Genomic DNA, 17,044 nt, shown 5'->3' on the forward strand with positions numbered 1-17,044 from the left:
CCGGTCCATCCGTTACCGGAATATTAGAGTTTCAAGGCGGCGTGTCCCTTCAAGGGGCGCGCCGCTTTCAGTTCCAGCATCAACGTCTGCAACGTCCCCGCCACGAACACGCCGATCAGGGCACCTTCCATCATGCCTTTCGCGCCATGCCCCTCCACAATGCCCAGCCAGTAGCAGGCTGGCAGCATCACCAGGAAGAAAGAGCCGATGTGAATCAGGCTCGGCGACCAGACGATCTCCTGTGCCCGCAGCGCGAAGGACGCTGTGGCCTGCATCCCGTCGAACAGGGTCATCGCCCCGGCAAGGAACATGAGCGAGGCAATCGCCGGCGCGATCGCCACACCGTCAATCAGGGCCTCCTTGTTGACCAGAAGGTGTGAAAGCGGCTCGCGGAAGACGACCAGAAGGAGTCCCAGCGTGGTCCCCGTCAGGATGGTTGCCGCAACCCCCAGCCGGCCGGCATTGACGACCTCATCCTTGTTGCCACGGCCGAAGGCCTCGGCCACCCGGACGCTCGTTGCCGAAGCGATGCCCATGTAGAACATGAAGCAAAAGCCGACGAGCTGGATCGTGTATCCGTACACCGTGTTTGCCGACAAGCTGATCCACGTGGCGATCGTGAAGGTCAGGTTGAACCCGCCCCACTCGGCCACATTGGAGATGGCCGAACCGATACCGACCTCGAACTGGCGCTTTGCCTCTCCCGGTTCCGCCTTTGGCGATGCCCGGAAAGCCGGCGTCAGGAAGATGACCGCGACGAACATCGCCACGGCAATCGCATAGCGCGAGCCGGTCGTTGCGATGGCGACGCCTTCCGCCCCCATCTGCGGCAGGCCCCAGAAGCCGCCGACATAGGCGAGATCCAGAACGATGTTCAGCAAGACGCCGCCATAGCTGATGATGGCAACCAGCGTCGGCCGGCGCAGCGCCTCCAGGTAGAGGCCGCACACGGTCGAAATGGTGAAGCCCGGCAAGGCAAGCGCGAGGATGTGGGTCACCGACGCCGTCGATGCCGCAACATATTCAGGATTGGCCAGGTTCGCCGACTCCGAGCTTGGCGCGATCTCGACGAACAGCCATTGGAACAAAGGCTCGGCAGTCAAAACTACGAGCGCCAGAAGCGCCACGCCAAGCGCCGTTGCCGCGACCAGCCCCCGCCGGAAGATCCGGCCCGACTGGGCGTGGCGGCCGACACCCAACATTTCCGACGTCAGCACCTGCACCCCGATCAGGATGCCCATGCTGAACCCCAGCGTCACGCCCATAGGCAGCCAGGAGTTCAGAACGAACGGCAGCTCACCGGGCGCGAATTGCCCCAGTACCACCGCATCGGTCATGCTCATCAGCATCATCGCCATCCGCGAGATGGCGATCGGCACCGACAGCCGTAACAAATCGACAATGTCCCCAAGCCGGACCCAGGCCGGCCAGTTCATGCTCCGCATTGGAATACCCTCTGCCCGGCGTCAGGCGCCGGGCTGTGTGTCATGTTTAATTGTGTTGTGCGAAGCAAGGCCGGATTGGCTCCGGCCTTGTGAATTTTCCGTGTCCTTAAGGAGACGGGTCTGGCTGTCGCATCCGGGCCGGTTACGGCCAATCAGAAAAAATGCGTCAGCCGGCCTTGCGGGCCGCGTCCTTGCCGTTGCCGAGCGCCTGAAGCTTCTCTGCCACCAGGAAAGCCAGCTCCAGTGCCTGCTCGCCGTTCAGTCGCGGGTCGCAGTGCGTGTGGTAGCGGCTGGAAAGGTCGTCCTCGGAGATAGCCTGCGCGCCGCCGATACACTCGGTGACGTTCTGGCCGGTCATCTCGAAATGGACCCCGCCCGGATAGCAGCCTTCGGCATTCATGACGTCGATGAACTGGCTTACCTCGGAGAGGATGCGGTCCACCGGTCGCGTCTTGAAGCCGGAGTCGGTCTTCAGCGTGTTGCCGTGCATCGGGTCGCAGGACCACACCACAGTCCGGCCGCTTGCCTTCACAGCGCGCGCCAGCGGCGGCAGCCCCTGAGCCACTCCATCGGAGCCAAAGCGCGAGATCAGCGTGATCCGCCCGGCCTCGTCCGAAGGGTTGATCGTCTCGATCAGGCGAACAAGCTCGTCCGGCTCCATGCCGGGGCCGCACTTGATGCCGATCGGGTTCTTGATCCCCTTGCAGAAATCGACGTGAGCATGATCCAGCTGACGGGTCCGGTGGCCGATCCACAGCATGTGGGCCGACGTGTCGTACCAGTCGCCAGACGTAGAATCGACGCGGGTCAGCGCTTCCTCATAGCCGAGCAACAGGGCTTCGTGGCTGGTGTAGAACTCCACCTGCGCCATCTGCGGCACGGTTTCAGCGTTCAGGCCAACCGCTTCCATGAAGCGCAACGAGGCCGAGATCTGGTCTGCCAGCTTCTCATAGCGTTCGCCCTGAGAGCTGCGATCCACAAAGCCGAGCATCCATCGGTGCACATTGGCCAGGCTGGCATAGCCACCCTGGCTGAACGCGCGCAGCAGGTTCAGCGTCGCCGCCGACTGGGAGTAGGCCTGAATCAGGCGATCCGGGTCGGGCATGCGGGCTTCCGGCGTGAAATCCATGCCGTTGATGTTGTCGCCCCGGTAGGACGGCAGCGTGACGCCATCGATCGTCTCGATCGGAGAGGAGCGCGGCTTGCCGAACTGGCCGGCAATACGGCCCACTTTCACCACCGGCTTGGCAGCGGCGAAGGTCAGCACGACAGCCATCTGCAGAATCACGCGGAACGTGTCACGGATGTTGTCCGGGTGGAATTCCTTGAAGCTCTCGGCACAGTCACCGCCCTGCAGCAGGAAAGCATTGCCGGCCGCAACCTCGCCAAGGCGGGTTTTCAGACGGCGGGCTTCTCCGGCAAAAACGAGCGGCGGAAATGAGCGCAGACGGTCCTCTGCTGCAGCAAGTGCTGCAGTATCCGGGTAATCTTCCGGGATATGCTTCGCCGGCAGTTCGCGCCAGTCGGAAGGGGTCCAGTTGCTCATCTTACGCTCCATTGATGGCCGCATTAATCACATGGCAGGCGATCGCTCAAGTTTCACCACAATTTCACAGCACAACGCTGGCGGAATCACTCCGCCTCATCTTAGTTACATAAGACCTGAGGCAAGCCTGAAGGGACCGCCGGGAGATCATGTCTCACGTCTACATCACCCACTCGACGCTGGACCTCGACGACCTGCTCAAGCTTCACGAAGCGATGCGGGCGGAGTCGATCCCTGTAAAATTCGCGCCGGACGACGATAACGACCGCGATCGCAACAATCGCGACATCGACGACGCCTTCGCGATGATCGTGCTGGTCTCGGCCACGTCCGTGCGATCGAAGACGGTGCGCCAGGATATCGAACGCGCCAAGGCCCGCGGCCTGCCGCTGATCCCCTACCAGATCGACAAGGCGCGGATGAACGGCTTCTTCAAGCAGGAAGTCCAGCCGCACCTGCGCCTATCCAGCACCACGCCGGACGGCCTGAACCAGCTCGTCCAACAGACGCTGGACGCCTACAAGAAGAAATGCCCGGTCATCGCCGTGATGAACCTGAAGGGCGGCGTCGGCAAGACAACCGTCTCCGCGCAGGTTTTCGGCGCCTGGCACGCAATGGCCGGCGGCCGCATCCTGCTGATCGACCTCGACCCGCAATACAATCTGACCCAGACCTTCTACGAGATGGACGTGGCGGATGAGAGCGCGGCGGCGGACAAGTCGGTCATTTCGCTGTTCGAACGCTCCCGCCTGCACACCCGCAACGCAGAGAGCCCGGCCGAGCACTGGCTGAACCTGTCGACTGAACCGTTCGCCCCGGTGGCCCGCGATTATCTCGTCCACGACATCATGGCCGAGGGCAACAGCCCGCCGGGCCGGTTCGACATCATCTCGGGCCAGTTCGAGATTTCAAAATACGCTTTCGCCACCGACAATGACGCCCTAGAGCAGATCAAGCGCCACTTCCTGCGGCAGGTGGACTTTTATCGCAGTGAATACGACCTGATCGTGTTCGATACCAATCCGAACGCGACCTTCCTGACGCGCTGCGCCCTGGAAGCAGCCGACCGCGTGTTGGCACCGATGCACACCGACATCTATTCCCTGCGCGGCGTGAAACTGCTGGACCAGGTGTTGCGGACACAGATCCCAATCGGCAAACGCCCGGCCCTGTCGGTGCTGTTCAACGCCGTCAGCCGATCAGAGCAGTCAACCTTCGAAGCGGATGCTCGCAACGGCACATTCGATGATGTTGCCCGCTTCCCGCTGTCTGACGCCCTGCTGAAATCTGCCCTGCCGCGGTCAAAGCATCTGGCCGTGAAGCCGCCGCAGGAAGGCCAGCCGGCCTGGAAGCAACTGGTCATCCATTCAGGCCGCGGTGGCGGCCTGAAACAGATCCGGGAAAGCCTGAAGACGATTGCGCTGGAACTGAAAGAACTTTGCGACGAGACGCATTAAGCGTTGGTCGCAACCTCCGGCACCCACTTCGTGCGCATGGTCACCAATTCTTCCGCCACAGACGGGTGGACGGCACAGGTGCGGTCAAAGTCTGGCTTGGTCACGCCCATCTTGATGGCGATGCCGATCGCCTGAATAACCTCGGCGGAATCGTCGCCAACCATGTGGACGCCGAGCATCTTCTGATCCGACGCCCGCACGACCAGCTTCATCAGCACACGGCTGGTGTCGCCGTTCAGGGCGTTCTTCATCGGTTTGAAATTGGTCTTGTAGATATCGATGTCGGCGCCATAGGCCTTGCGGGCATCGGCTTCGCTGAGGCCGACCGTGCCGACTTCCGGCTGGGAGAAGACCGCCGTCGCGATATCCGAATGGTCGAAATGCCAGGGATTGCCGCCAAACTCGGTATCAGCAAAGGCGTGGCCTTCGCGAATGGCTACCGGCGTCAGCGCAACACGGTCGGTGACGTCGCCCACGGCCCAGACGCTGTCGACATTGGTTTTCGACCATTCGTCCACTTTGACGGCGCCATTGTCGTCCAGTTCAATCCCGGCGGCTTCGCAGCCAAGCCCTTCCGTGTTCGGGCGGCGTCCAACCGCCATCAGCGCAACATCGGCGTCGATATGGGCGCCGCTGGACAGGGTGATGTGTAGCGGCAGGTCTGCATCGTCGCGTTTCTCGATGGCGTCGAAGACAGCGCCGGTGACGACACGCACACCGGCCTCCTTCAGGCCCTCATGCACAGCCGTGCGGACATCGGCATCGAACCCGCGCAGCACTTCCTCGCCGCGATAGACAAGGCAGGTCGGCACGCCGAGGCCAGCAAAGATGTGCGCGAACTCCACCGCGATATAACCGCCGCCTGCGATGACGACATGCTTCGGCAGCTCTTCCAGCTGGAAGACCTCATTGGAGGTGATCGTGTATTCGATACCGGGCAGTTCTTCCGGCGACGGGCGCCACGGCGCACCGCCCACGGCGATCAGGATCTTTTCCGCGGTGATCGTCTTGCCGCTCTTCTTCAGGCGCACCGTGTGCGCATCGACGAATTCGGCGCGCTCCTCGAAGATGTCCACGCCGGCATTCTTGAGATTGCGGAAATAGATGCCCGACAGGCGGTCCACCTCGGCATGCATCGCGGAAGCAAATGTTCCGTGATCGTACGAGACATCGCCTACGCGCCAGCCATAGCCAGCAGACTTCGCAATGTCCTTGCCGTACTGGCTGGCATAGACCATGAACTTCTTGGGCACGCAGCCGCGGATCACGCAGGTACCGCCCATGCGGTATTCTTCCGCCAGGCCCACACGGGCGCCGGCGATGGCTGCGATGCGCGCCGCGCGCACTCCGCCAGAGCCGCCTCCGATCACGAACAGGTCGAAGTCATAAGCGTGCTCAGCCATAAGTCATTTCCTTGAAAGTCTTGTGCGTGTCTGCGGGCGCATATGGGCGCGCAGGCTCAGAATTCAAACACTGTCGCCCCGGACTCGTTGCCGATAATGACCGTCCGGGCGATGCCGATAAACAATCCGTGTTCGACGACACCCGGCACGCCGGAGAGGCGCGCAGCCAGGGATTCGGCATCGGGAATTTTCAAGCAATGGCAATCCAGGATGTAGTTTCCGCCATCGGTCACAACCAGCCTGCCGCCCGGCTGGGCCCGCAATTCCACGCGCGGGCGGTCGATGCCGCTGGAGCAGAGCGCGTCGTAAACCTTCTTCGCGGTGATGGTGTAGCCGAAGGGCGTCACCTCCACCGGAAGGGGGAACTTGCCGAGACGGTCGACCTGTTTCGACGGGTCGGCAATCACAACCATGTGATCGGACGCATTGGCGATAATCTTCTCCCGCAACAGGGCGGCGCCACCGCCTTTGATGAGGAAACCATGCTCGTCCACCTCGTCGGCGCCGTCGACGGTCAGGTGGATCCGTTCGACCTGTTCGGACGGGATCAGGGGGATCCCCAGGCTTTCAGCTTGCCGCCGGGTCTGCTCGCTCGTCTCGATGCACCGCACGACAAGACCGTCAGCAATCTCTTCCGCCAGCATCTCGACGAAGTATTTCGCGGTTGAGCCGGTGCCGAGGCCGATGGTCATGCCGTCTTCGACGAATTCCATCGCCGCGGCGGCCGCGTTCTGCTTTTCCAGCTCATTCGCCATGATCAGCCCCTTTTCGTTTCGGCCTTCTTTGCCGTCATTTTCTCCCGGAACGCCGTCGCCCAGCCTTCGCGTTCCACCTGTCTTCCACGCGCGACGGCCAATGCGCCGGCCGCGACATCTTTCGTAACCACGCTGCCGCTGCCGACAATCGCGCCCTCGCCGACGGTCACCGGTGCCACCAGCGCCGAGTTGGACCCGATGAAAGCGCCGTCGCCAATGGTTGTGCGGTATTTGAAGAAGCCATCATAATTACAAAAGATCGTGCCCGCACCGATATTTGCGCCAGCGCCGATCTCGCCATCGCCCAGATAGGACAAATGGCTCGCCTTGGCGCCTTCGGCCATGTGTACGTTCTTCACTTCGACGAAATTGCCGACAAATGCCGCCTGATCCAGCACCGCGCCGGGACGAAGTCGCGCAAACGGCCCGACGGACGCGAACTGGCCGACCTGCGCGCCTTCGAGATGGCTGAACGCCCGGATCTGCGCGCCAGACCGGACGGTCACACCGGGCCCGAAAACGACGTTCGGCTCGATCACCACGTCCGGCTCAATCACGGTATCGTACGCAAAGAACACCGTATCCGGCGCGATCAGCGTCACCCCGCCGTCCAGGGCTTCCCGGCGCCGGCGTGCCTGGAAAATCGCTTCCGCCTCGGCAAGGTCTGCCTTGGAGTCGCAGCCGATGAGGTCTTCTTCACCGCAGCGGACCGCCTGGCAACGCTTGCCTTCGCCCCGGGCCAGCCCGACCAGGTCGGTCAGGTAATACTCGCCCTTGGCATTGTCGTTTGTCACCTTTTCCAAAAGCCGGAACATGTCGTCCGCACCGGCCGCCATGACCCCGGAATTGCAGAGCGTGACCAACAGCTGTTCAGGCGTCGCTTCCCGCGCCTCGACAATCGCTTCCAGCTCACCATGGCCCGACGTGATCAGGCGGCCATAGAGGCCCGGGTCACGGGTGTCGAACCCCAACACGCCGACTGTGGCGCCCTCCTCCAGCGACGCAAAGAGTTCCTCGATGGCGTCCGTCGGAACCAGCGGGGAGTCACCGTAAAGCACGACAAGATCCCCTTGAAATCCGGCAAGCGCATCGGCTGCACAACGCACAGCATGGCCGGTGCCCATGGGCGGATCCTGAAATGCGACCTGAATGTCTCCGGACAGGCTGGCAACATGTTCGATCAGCAGCCCCTGGGAAGGCTGGCAGACGACCACGATTTTGGCACAGCCCGCCTTGCGGGCCAGGTCGACCGACCAATCCACCATGGGGCGTCCACCGACCGGGTGCATCACCTTGGGCAGGCTCGATTTCATCCGCGTGCCCTTGCCAGCGGCGAGAATTACCGCGGCGCGGGATCTGGAAGTCTGGCTCATGACAGGGCCCTCTCGCTTTCTTCTGCCCATTCGCCTAGATCAAAGGCCGATTCAAGGCGAGGGGCGAGCAGGAATTGGAGCAAGCATGACAGGATCGCTGGACGGCTGGACCGTGGTGTTCGATCTGGACGGGACGCTGGTGGATACCGCGCCGGACCTGTTGCTTGCGCTGAACCATGTCCTTGATCATGCCGGCCTTGAAACTGTGGACCTGCAGACCGTCGCCGGAATGATCGGCCATGGCGCCAAGGCAATGATCCAGAAGGGCATGTCCCATCAGGGGCTGACGCCGTCCGACGCCGAACTGGAAGGCCTCTTCGCCCGCTTCCTTGTGTACTATTCAGAACACATCGCGATCGGGTCCCGCCCGTTCGACAAGGCGCCGGAAATCCTGGATGGCCTCGCGGCCGACGGCGCAATCCTGTCGGTCTGCACCAACAAGAAGCAGGATCTCTCCGACAAGCTCCTGGACGCATTGGGCCTTGCGCCCCGCTTTGCCGCCATCATCGGCGCCGACAGCGTTCCGTCGAAGAAACCCGATGGGGACCATATCGTGCGCACGGTTCAAGCCGCTGGCGGTGATCCGGCCCGCGCCATCATGGTGGGAGACAGCCGGACAGACGAAAGGGCAGCCCGGAATGCCGGACTGCCCTTTGTATTTGTACCGTTTGGCTATGAAGCCGAGTCTGTGGAAGCGATTGGCGCGGACGCTGTCGTTTCACACTACTCCCAACTGCCTGCGGCGCTCTCGCGCCTGATCAGTCAGGCCGTGGCTTCAGCGCGCGGGCGATAGCTCGGACGTGCAGCCGACGCATCCGGATTGATCCGGCGGCGGGGCATGCCGTTAATCATGTTGCTGCGCACGTCGGTCCGGGCGCTGCGCATGGCAGGTACAAAGCCGGCATCGACAAGGTCGACATCCACTTCGTAGCCACGCTCGGCCCAATAGGCCGCAATTTTTTCTCGCAGGCGCTTAGCGCCTTCTTCGTCACACCAGTCTTTCATTTTCTCTCTCTCCAGGCGTTTTTGTTTTTCAGGGCTTTAACAGCCCCTGCCTGTCCTTCTTAGGGTCTACATTTCTGCGAACCGTTTTCGGCTCGTCTCGTGTGACTGCAAAATGACAATGTTGGCGCGCAATCTCAAGACCTATTTCAAATGAAACCAACGTAATGTTGTTCGATGAACAAACGTTCAGAATGAACAGCTGTTCATATTCCGGAATCTCGCTGCCAATGTTTACGGTGTTCCTGTACTAAAGCGTAAATCCCTTATACGACGCCTGTCCCGCAGATAGGTGACAGCCTCATTCCCGCCGTAATTGCCGTTCGAATTTTCTGCCCCCAAACCATGCATTGCAGCATATCTTTGCATAGCTGCTATGACCTGCTTGTCACAAAACTCTCGGGACAATGTAGTCCGATTGGGGGACAGAATGCCGATGCACACGCTTCAGCTTTCCCCGCTTGACCTCTCGACTCAGGCAGATTAACCCCGCTTTTTTCCGGAACGGGCGATTAGCTCAGTGGTAGAGCACTGCCTTCACACGGCAGGGGTCACAAGTTCGAACCTTGTATCGCCCACCATTTCCGTTCCCTCATTTCGTTTCCCCAGAGATCACCTGAGAGCAGGCCACCTGAGACAATACGTGGTCCCCTCAGCAAAGCACGCTATAAGCCGCGCGATGAAATCGCTGCTCCGCTCCTCCATCGTTGCCGCCATCCTTGGCCGCCTGATCTGGGCATGGATGGCCATGGTGGCCCACACAATCCGCTGGACGGTCGAGGTGGACCCTGCTGCCCGTCAGGCCTGGCGGGACAATGACGGCGTTGTCGTCGCGTCCTGGCACTCCCGGATCATGCTCCTGCCAACGGGCTGGATCCGCTTCATCCGCGGCTGGAATGACCGCGTGAACAAAGCGGCGATGCTGATCTCGCTGTCGCCGGACGGCGAAGCCGTGGCCCGGGCGATCGACCATCTCCACCTGCACGCCATCCGCGGCTCAGCCGCAAACAAGAAAAAGCGCAAGGACAAGGGCGGCGCCCGCGCCATTGCGGAAGCGGCCCGCCTGCTGAAAAGCGGCAATGCGGTGTGCATTACGCCGGACGGCCCCCGCGGCCCGGCCGAACAGGTCAGCCCGGGCGCTGTCATGATTGCCCAGCGGGCCGGCGCGCCGATTGTGCCCTACGCCCTGTCGGTCACCCCCTGCTGGCGGCTGAAAACCTGGGACCGGTTCATGATTCCCTTCCCTTTCACCCGTGGGGCCATCATTCTGGGGCCGCCGGTCGACGCGCCCCGCTCCGCCAGCCCAGAAGCGCTGCGGACAGAATTGCAGGTTCGACTTGATGAAGCGACGCGCCGGGCTGATATGCTGTGCGGCCGCTCACCGGAAACAGAAACGGATCCCGCTTCCAGATGACTTTCGCGCTGCACGTGTATCGCGTCCTCACCAGCGCGCTATCGCCTTTCCTGGGCTTCGTGCTGAGCGCGCGGGTCAAACAAGGCAAGGAAGACTTCTCACGCCGAAATGAACGGATGGCCCGGCACCTGCCCGTGCTGCGCAATAATGGCGTGCTTGTCTGGCTGCACGGCGCCAGCGTCGGCGAAAGCCGCCTGTTGCTGGAACTCGGCAACCGCCTGCTGGACGAACGGCCAGACCTGATGCTCCTGTTCACCAGCCAGACACAGACCTCCGCCAAGCTGATGGGACCGATGCTGCCGGACAATGCCGTCTACACGATGGCCCCGGTCGACACGCCCGCCGCCGCCCGCCGCTTCATCCGCCACTGGAAACCCAGCCTCTGCATTTTCGGCGAAGGCGAGATCTGGCCGAACCTGATCCTTGAGGCGGAAAAGGCCGGCGCGAAACGCGCGCTGGTGAATGCCCGCATGACGGAAAAATCCGCGCAGGGCTGGCAGCGCTTCCATCAGACCTTCCGTGCCCTGGTCGGCCGGTTCGACGCCGTGCTCGCCGCGGACGAGGATACGGCCCGGCGGCTAGCAAACCTGATGGGGAAACCCGTGGTCTGCACGGGCAATCTGAAATCCGCCCTGCCGCCGCCCTCCGCCAATGACGTCGAGCTGCGCCGGATGCATGAGGGCTTCAAAGGCCTGCGCAAATGCTATCTCGCCGCCTCCACGCACGACGGCGAAGAGGCCCTGTTCCTCGATGCGATGAAAGCGGCCCCGGATGCCGCCCTCATCATCGCACCGCGCCATCCGGAACGCGGCCCGGTGATCGAGGACCTGCTGCGCGCCCGCAACATTCCGTTCGCCCGGCGGTCCCGCGGTGAGGCCCCGAACCTGCACACCCGCGTCCTGCTCGCGGATACGATGGGCGAGATGGGGGTCTGGTTCCGCCTCGCCGATGCGGTCTATCTCGGCGGCGGGCACACGCCTGACGTTGGTGGACACAATCCGCTGGAACCGATCCGTCTTGGAAAACCTGTCGTCTCCGGCCCGGACGTCTTCAATTTCGCCGACATGATGGAAGACCTGTCCGAACGGGGCCTGATCCGCCTGCTCAAGACGCCGAAAGCCATCGGCCGGGCGCTGGTCACCATGGCGCCGCCCTCCAGTTCTTCGCTCGATCTGCTGGAATACGAGGCCGACGCCCCCATGCAGGCGACGCTGGAGGCGATCCGTTCGCTCCTGCCCGAAAAGGGACTGCTGGAATGAAGGCGCCGCATTTCTGGTCGGCCGGCCTCGACCCGAGATCCCGGGAAGCCGCGCCCCTGACCCGCCTGTTGCTGACACCGCTGGCGGCACTCTACACGTTCGGCATCCGCCGCAAGCTGGCCCGCGCAAAGCCCGAAGCCATCCCGGCACGGATCGTCTGTGTCGGCAACCTCACGGTCGGCGGCGTTGGTAAGACTCCGGTCGTCGAGGCCATCCGGCACCGGGCCGCTGAGGCGGGCCTGCGCGCTGCGAGCCTGTCCCGGGGCTATGGCGGCAAACTGGAGGGTCCGCTGAAGGTCGATCCTGCCAGGCACACGTCCGGCGACGTGGGCGATGAACCGCTGATGCTGGCCGCAACGGGAGAAGCCTGGATCGGGAAGGACCGCGCCGACGCCGCGCGCGCGATGACCGCAGACGGCGTGCAGCTGATCGTGATGGATGACGGCCACCAGAACCCGTCTGTCGCCAAGGACCTTTCCCTCATCGTGATCGACGCCGCCGCGCCCTTCGGGAATGGACATGTCCTGCCCAAGGGACCGCTGCGGGAACCGGTCGCCGATGGCCTGGCGCGCGCCGATGGCGTGATCCTGATGGGGGAAGGCAAGGAACTGTCGGCGGTGCAAAAATCCCGTCTGCCAGTGGTCCGGGCCGGGTTGGCACCTGCCGGGGACGTGCCGGAGGGGCCGCTGGTGGCCTTTGCCGGGATCGGCCGGCCCGTGAAATTCTTCGACAGCCTGACCGAAGCGGGCGCCGACCTGCAGGACAGCGTCCCCTATGGCGACCACCATGCCTATACAAGCAGCGATCTCAAATTCCTCCACGATCTCGCCGCAAGCCGCGGTGCCCGCCTGATCACGACATCCAAGGACCATGTGCGCTTGCCTGCAGAAGAACGCGCGCGCATTCTTGTATTCCCCGTCGAAGCCCGCTTTGAGGATGAGGCAGCACTTGCCGCGCTCCTCGCCCCCATTCTCGGTCCGAAAGAAGCATGAGCGATCCGCAGCAGAAGACTGGATATGTCCGCCCCAAGGACATCGATAACCGCGCCAGCTTCTGGCAGCGGGTCCAGTGGCGGCTGGAAACCTTCGCGTGGGACTGGATCTATTGGGCCCCGGTCAAGGCGATGGGCCCCGACCGCGCCTCGAATTTCGGCGGCTGGCTGTTGCGCAAAATCGGCCCCCGTTTTTCCCAGCACAAGACGATGCGGCGCAATCTGAAGATGGCGTTTCCCGACTGGTCCGAAGCGCAGGTAGAAGAAACGGCCCTCGCCGCCTGGGAATCGGCCGGGCGGACGGCGGGCGAGTTGCCTCACCTCCCGAAGATCGATCCGTATGCGTCTGGCCGGGTGGAGATTACAGGTCTCGATATTCTCGATCGCATCCGCGACAGCGGCAAGGGCGCGGTGTTCATCTCCGGGCATTTCGCCAACTGGGAAATCATGCCGGCGGCGATCACCAAACGCATCCCGCAGGCGGTGATGACTTACCGGGCGCTCAACAATCCGCATATCGACCGCCGGATTTCGAAACTGCGCCACGACTACGGCACGGCGATCAACGCCCCGAAAGGCATCGGCACACGCGAATTGATGCGGGCGCTGGCGAAGGGCGCTCCCATCGCACTGATGAACGACCAGAAATTTAATGAAGGTATTTCGGTGCCCTTTTTCGGCCGCGAGGCGATGACCGCCCCGGGGCCAACCCGCCTTGCCCTGAAATACCAGGTCCCGATCGTGCCGGTCTCGACCGTTCGAACCGGGCCCGCCCGGTTCCACATTGAATTCCACGAGCCCTATGTGCCGGAGGATACAGGCGACACCGATGCCGACATCCTCCGCTCGGTGACGCGCATCAACACATTCCTGGAGGCGCAGGTCCGCGCCCATCCCGGCCAGTGGTTCTGGCAACACCGCCGCTGGCCCAAGGAAGCCTGGAAAGAAGCGGGCGTCACCTGAAGCCCCCAAATTCCCCCGAGCCTGTCTTAGCGCATCATGGTTTCCAAGTCGGCAACTCTCCCGTCTGAATTCCCCCGTTTCCGGCACCGCTTGCTTAAAAAAAGCTAATTATGTTTCCCGGCAGCTGCCAGGACGGCAGGGGGATTTACTTTTTTGCCAGGCGCTCGCCGGGAGGGCACTGATGAACGCATTCCAACTCGACCCATCCATGTTGAAAGGTCCGTCGGAGACCTCGCCGCAGATCATCGATTCCTCTCTGAGGGCGATCCGCGAGCACCTCGACATGCCGGTGGCCTACCTGTCGCAATTCGTGAATGGCCGGGTTGTGTACCGCAACGTCGATGCGCCCGGATACGAACACCTGATCCGCGCCGGCGCCAGCCGCAGCATGGACGAAGGCTATTGCGGCCTCATCGTCGCCGGCCGCCTGCCCCAGATGATTGCGGACACGTCCGAAAACCAGCTGGCCGCCTCCCTGCCGATCACCCGTACGCTTCCGATCGGGTCTCACATCGCCATTCCGATCCATCTGGAAGACGGCACGATCTATGGCATGTTCGCCTGCCTGAGCCCGAAGCCGAATACGAGCCTGAACTCCCGCGATCTCGAGACCATGCGCCTGTTCGCAAACCTCGCGACGCAGCAGATCCATGCCAATCACCGGACTGAACGCGTCATGCGGGAAAAGCGCATCCGCATCGAATCCGTGCTGGAAGAGAAAGCATTCGAAATCGCCTACCAGCCGATTGTCGACCTTGGCGACATGCAGCCCAAAGGCTTCGAGGCGCTGTCGCGCTTCTCGGCTGAGCCGTACCGCACGCCGGACATCTGGTTCGCGGAAGCCGCTGAAGTCGGCCTCGCCGCGGAACTGGAACTGGCCGCGATCCGGCACGCCGTGCGGGCGCTGAACGTGCTGCCGGCCGACCAGTATGTGTCGGTGAATGCCTCGCCGCAGACCGTGATCAACCCGGCCTTTGCGCCTGCTTTTTCCGGACTGCCGTTGTCGCGCATCGTGCTTGAGATTACCGAGCACGCGATCATCGAGGACTATGACCTGTTCACGAAATGCCTGGCGCCGCTGCGCAAGCGCGGTCTGCGCATCGCGGTGGATGATGCTGGAGCCGGCCACTCGTCGCTGCGCCACATCATCCAGCTGAGCCCGGATTTCGTGAAAGTGGATATCAGCCTGACGCGCAATGTCGATGCCGACCTTGCCCGCCGCGCGCTGATCTCTGCTCTGCTGCACTATACCCGCGAAACCAGCGCACAGATCGTGGCCGAAGGGATCGAGACCGAAGCAGAACTCCGGACCCTGAAACTGCTCGGCGTCCGCCGCGGTCAGGGCTACTTCCTCGGCCGGCCCAGCATCAATGCCTTCACCTCCCTCAATGAGGAAGCGCGCGAGGCGTAAGCACGGCATTTCACAGAACCCTCTCTCCTGCGCCGGTCCGTTTGGGCCGGCGCTTTTTTGTCCCGCCGCCAAGAGGACTGAAGACACTGTTAGACATGGGCGAAAAGCATCCTAATGTTCCCGTCTTCTGAAAGGATGGGTCTTCATGCATTACGGCCAGATCATTTCCTGCATCGCGCTTGCGTCCGGCGCCGCCATGGGGCTCGGGGCGTTGATCTCGCCGCGCTGGGCATCCGGTGTCGTGCGTCTTGTCGAAGATCCGGATCCTGCCCGGCCCGGCGGCTATTCGGAATTCCGCGCCACCTATGGCGGCCTGTTCCTGATGGCGCACTTGTCTGCCCTGCTGATCGCGCTGAACCTGCCGGCCATCTATGCCGGCTTCGCCGCCCTGCCATTAGCGCTTGGCTGGATCGGCGCAGGCATCGGGCGGCTGATCTCCCTGTTTGCGGACCGCGACCGGAACCGGGCTCAGGGCCTCATCCCGGTCTGGATCCCGCTTGAAATCATCATCGGCCTGGCAATCGGTGCCAACCTGGTTCAGATCTACGACATCATCCGGACCTTCACGAAATGAAACACAAATTCCTCTCCAGCCTCGCCGCCCTTCTTCTTGTCGGGTGTGTCTCCGCGCCGACCACGGCGAGTGCCGAACAGGTCGATGTCGACAAGGCGACCGAAATCCTCGGCCAGTCTGTCGCGTTCGACACCGTCGCCGGCCGCGGCAAGGTTCCGGCCTATGCCGAATATCTTGCGGGCGAACTGGAGGCCGGTGGCTTCGCGAAGGAAGACATCGAGATTGTCCCTCTGGGTGAGACTGCCACGCTGATCGCCACCTATCACGGCAAGAACTCGGACTCCCCGATCCTGCTGAACGCGCATATGGACGTTGTGGAAGCAGACCCGGCCGACTGGGAACGCGCCCCGTTCACGATGGAAACGGATGGCACCTATTATTTCGGGCGCGGCGTGCTGGACGACAAATTCGGCCTGACCATGCTGGTCACCACCCTGCTGCGCCTGAAGCGGGAAGGGTTTGAGCCGGAAAACGACATCGTCCTTATCCTGACGGGTGATGAAGAAACCGCGCAGAAGACAGCCGAAACAATCGCCCCGCTCTACCGGAATGCGCGTTACGTGCTGAATGCCGATGGCGGCGGCGGCACGCTGAATGAAGACGGCACCTACGGCTTCTACAGCCTGCAGGCCGGTGAGAAGACCTATGCCGACTTTAAGATTACCATCACCAATCCCGGCGGTCATTCCAGCCGCCCGACCGCGCACAATGCAATTGTCGATATGGCTGGCGTGCTGGAACGGATCGGCGCCTACAAATTCCCGGTGGAGACAAGTGAACTGACGCTCGCCTTCTTCGCCGAGACGGCCAAGCGCACGGAGGGCGAATTGGGCGAAGCGATGGCCCGTTTCGCCGCTGACCCGACGGATATGGCCGCCGCCGACCGGATCGGACAGGAATCTGAGTTCGTCGGCATTACGCGGACGACCTGTGTGCCGACCGAGATCACAGGCGGCCATGCGCCAAACGCCCTGCCGCAAAGTGTCGTGGCTAACATCAATTGCCGCATCTTCCCCGGTATCCCGCCGCGCGACGTGATGGCGAAACTGCAGGAACTGGCCGGCGATGGCGCAGACGTGACCTTTCCGGAGGAGTTCCCGCAGTCCGAAACCTCTCCGCTGCACCCGGACGTCATGGCCGCGCTGCGCAAGGCTGTGGATGCCCAGGCCCCCGGCCTGCCGATCATCCCCTCCATGTCCGCCGGCACGACGGACGGCCTGTTCTTCCGCAAGGAAGGCATCGACACCTATGGCGTCACCGGCATCTTCATGAGGCCTTCGGACCAGTACGCTCACGGCCTGAACGAGCGGGTGCCGGTCGCCTCCATCCCCGGCGCGCTGGATCATTGGTACGTGCTGATCACGGAGCTGTCGAAGTAAGCGACGGCCAAAATCCCTTGCATCGGAGGCCCGGATGACGGATTCGGGCCTCTGACATTGAAAGGAAGCCAT

15 protein-coding genes and 1 tRNA gene are annotated in these 17,044 nt (G+C 62.6%); 10 read left to right on the forward strand and 6 right to left on the reverse strand.

Annotation, left to right across the window (positions count from 1 at the left end; translation table 11 throughout):
- Window positions 1-23: 23 nt before the first annotated feature.
- Entirely contained in the window at window positions 24-1,436 is a 1,413-nt protein-coding gene (locus HAD_RS14555) for an MATE family efflux transporter (RefSeq protein ID WP_035573629.1), read from the reverse strand.
- 175 nt (window positions 1,437-1,611) lie between these two features.
- The gene (locus tag HAD_RS14560) at window positions 1,612-2,991 is read right to left on the reverse strand and encodes a class II 3-deoxy-7-phosphoheptulonate synthase (RefSeq protein WP_035573631.1); all 1,380 of its coding nucleotides are present in this window, start codon (window positions 2,989-2,991) and stop codon (window positions 1,612-1,614) included.
- Between the two features lie 149 nt (window positions 2,992-3,140).
- Here HAD_RS14560 and HAD_RS14565 point away from each other — a divergent pair, with 149 nt between their 5' ends.
- Window positions 3,141-4,448, forward strand: coding sequence for a ParA family protein (locus HAD_RS14565; RefSeq protein WP_035573041.1), 1,308 nt, complete (start codon window positions 3,141-3,143; stop codon window positions 4,446-4,448).
- Here the strand turns inward: HAD_RS14565 and gor are convergent.
- The 3 genes from gor to glmU are packed head-to-tail and all read right to left on the reverse strand — an operon-like array spanning window position 4,445 to window position 7,979.
- Window positions 4,445-5,851: a glutathione-disulfide reductase gene (gene gor, locus HAD_RS14570; RefSeq protein ID WP_035573042.1), complete on the reverse strand. Its 1,407-nt coding sequence runs from the start codon at window positions 5,849-5,851 to the stop codon at window positions 4,445-4,447. The two genes, HAD_RS14565 and gor, sit on opposite strands and share 4 nt — an antisense overlap.
- Before the next feature lie 56 nt (window positions 5,852-5,907).
- A complete protein-coding gene (rpiA, locus tag HAD_RS14575) occupies window positions 5,908-6,606 on the reverse strand; it encodes a ribose-5-phosphate isomerase RpiA (protein WP_035573044.1) in 699 nt (232 codons plus the stop codon).
- Window positions 6,607-6,608: 2 nt separating this feature from the next.
- Window positions 6,609-7,979 (reverse strand): bifunctional UDP-N-acetylglucosamine diphosphorylase/glucosamine-1-phosphate N-acetyltransferase GlmU, encoded by a 1,371-nt coding sequence (gene glmU / locus HAD_RS14580; protein ID WP_035573045.1) that lies wholly within the window; start codon window positions 7,977-7,979, stop codon window positions 6,609-6,611.
- An 85-nt stretch (window positions 7,980-8,064) separates the two neighbouring features.
- Here glmU and HAD_RS14585 point away from each other — a divergent pair, with 85 nt between their 5' ends.
- A complete protein-coding gene (locus HAD_RS14585) occupies window positions 8,065-8,772 on the forward strand; it encodes an HAD-IA family hydrolase (protein WP_035573047.1) in 708 nt (235 codons plus the stop codon).
- Here the strand turns inward: HAD_RS14585 and HAD_RS14590 are convergent.
- Window positions 8,742-8,984, reverse strand: a complete 243-nt coding sequence (locus tag HAD_RS14590; RefSeq protein ID WP_035573048.1) for a hypothetical protein — start codon at window positions 8,982-8,984, stop codon at window positions 8,742-8,744. The genes HAD_RS14585 and HAD_RS14590 overlap by 31 nt on opposite strands.
- A gap of 503 nt (window positions 8,985-9,487) precedes the next feature.
- On the opposite strand from HAD_RS14590, the gene HAD_RS14595 reads away from it, so the two are divergent.
- The 8 genes from HAD_RS14595 to HAD_RS14630 all read left to right on the forward strand — a co-directional run bounded on the left by HAD_RS14595 (window position 9,488) and on the right by HAD_RS14630 (window position 16,972).
- A tRNA-Val gene (locus HAD_RS14595) sits at window positions 9,488-9,562 on the forward strand.
- A 98-nt stretch (window positions 9,563-9,660) separates the two neighbouring features.
- Window positions 9,661-10,395, forward strand: a complete 735-nt coding sequence (locus HAD_RS14600; protein ID WP_051596344.1) for a lysophospholipid acyltransferase family protein — start codon at window positions 9,661-9,663, stop codon at window positions 10,393-10,395.
- Entirely contained in the window at window positions 10,392-11,654 is a 1,263-nt protein-coding gene (locus HAD_RS14605) for a 3-deoxy-D-manno-octulosonic acid transferase (protein WP_035573050.1), read from the forward strand. Before HAD_RS14600 ends, HAD_RS14605 begins: the two co-directional genes overlap by 4 nt.
- Window positions 11,651-12,646 (forward strand): tetraacyldisaccharide 4'-kinase, encoded by a 996-nt coding sequence (gene lpxK / locus HAD_RS14610; RefSeq protein WP_035573051.1) that lies wholly within the window; start codon window positions 11,651-11,653, stop codon window positions 12,644-12,646. The genes HAD_RS14605 and lpxK overlap by 4 nt, the downstream gene beginning before the upstream one ends.
- Window positions 12,643-13,608: a lysophospholipid acyltransferase family protein gene (locus HAD_RS14615; RefSeq protein ID WP_051596345.1), complete on the forward strand. Its 966-nt coding sequence runs from the start codon at window positions 12,643-12,645 to the stop codon at window positions 13,606-13,608. The genes lpxK and HAD_RS14615 overlap by 4 nt, the downstream gene beginning before the upstream one ends.
- Before the next feature lie 181 nt (window positions 13,609-13,789).
- Window positions 13,790-15,019, forward strand: a complete 1,230-nt coding sequence (locus HAD_RS14620) for a sensor domain-containing phosphodiesterase (RefSeq protein WP_084331990.1) — start codon at window positions 13,790-13,792, stop codon at window positions 15,017-15,019.
- 145 nt (window positions 15,020-15,164) lie between these two features.
- The gene (locus tag HAD_RS14625; RefSeq protein ID WP_035573052.1) at window positions 15,165-15,593 is read left to right on the forward strand and encodes a DUF4345 family protein; all 429 of its coding nucleotides are present in this window, start codon (window positions 15,165-15,167) and stop codon (window positions 15,591-15,593) included.
- A complete protein-coding gene (locus HAD_RS14630) occupies window positions 15,590-16,972 on the forward strand; it encodes a M20/M25/M40 family metallo-hydrolase (protein WP_035573053.1) in 1,383 nt (460 codons plus the stop codon). The genes HAD_RS14625 and HAD_RS14630 overlap by 4 nt, the downstream gene beginning before the upstream one ends.
- Window positions 16,973-17,044 lie beyond the last annotated feature (72 nt).

It is taken from the genome of Hyphomonas adhaerens MHS-3 (assembly GCF_000685235.1).
Lineage (GTDB): Bacteria > Pseudomonadota > Alphaproteobacteria > Caulobacterales > Hyphomonadaceae > Hyphomonas > Hyphomonas adhaerens.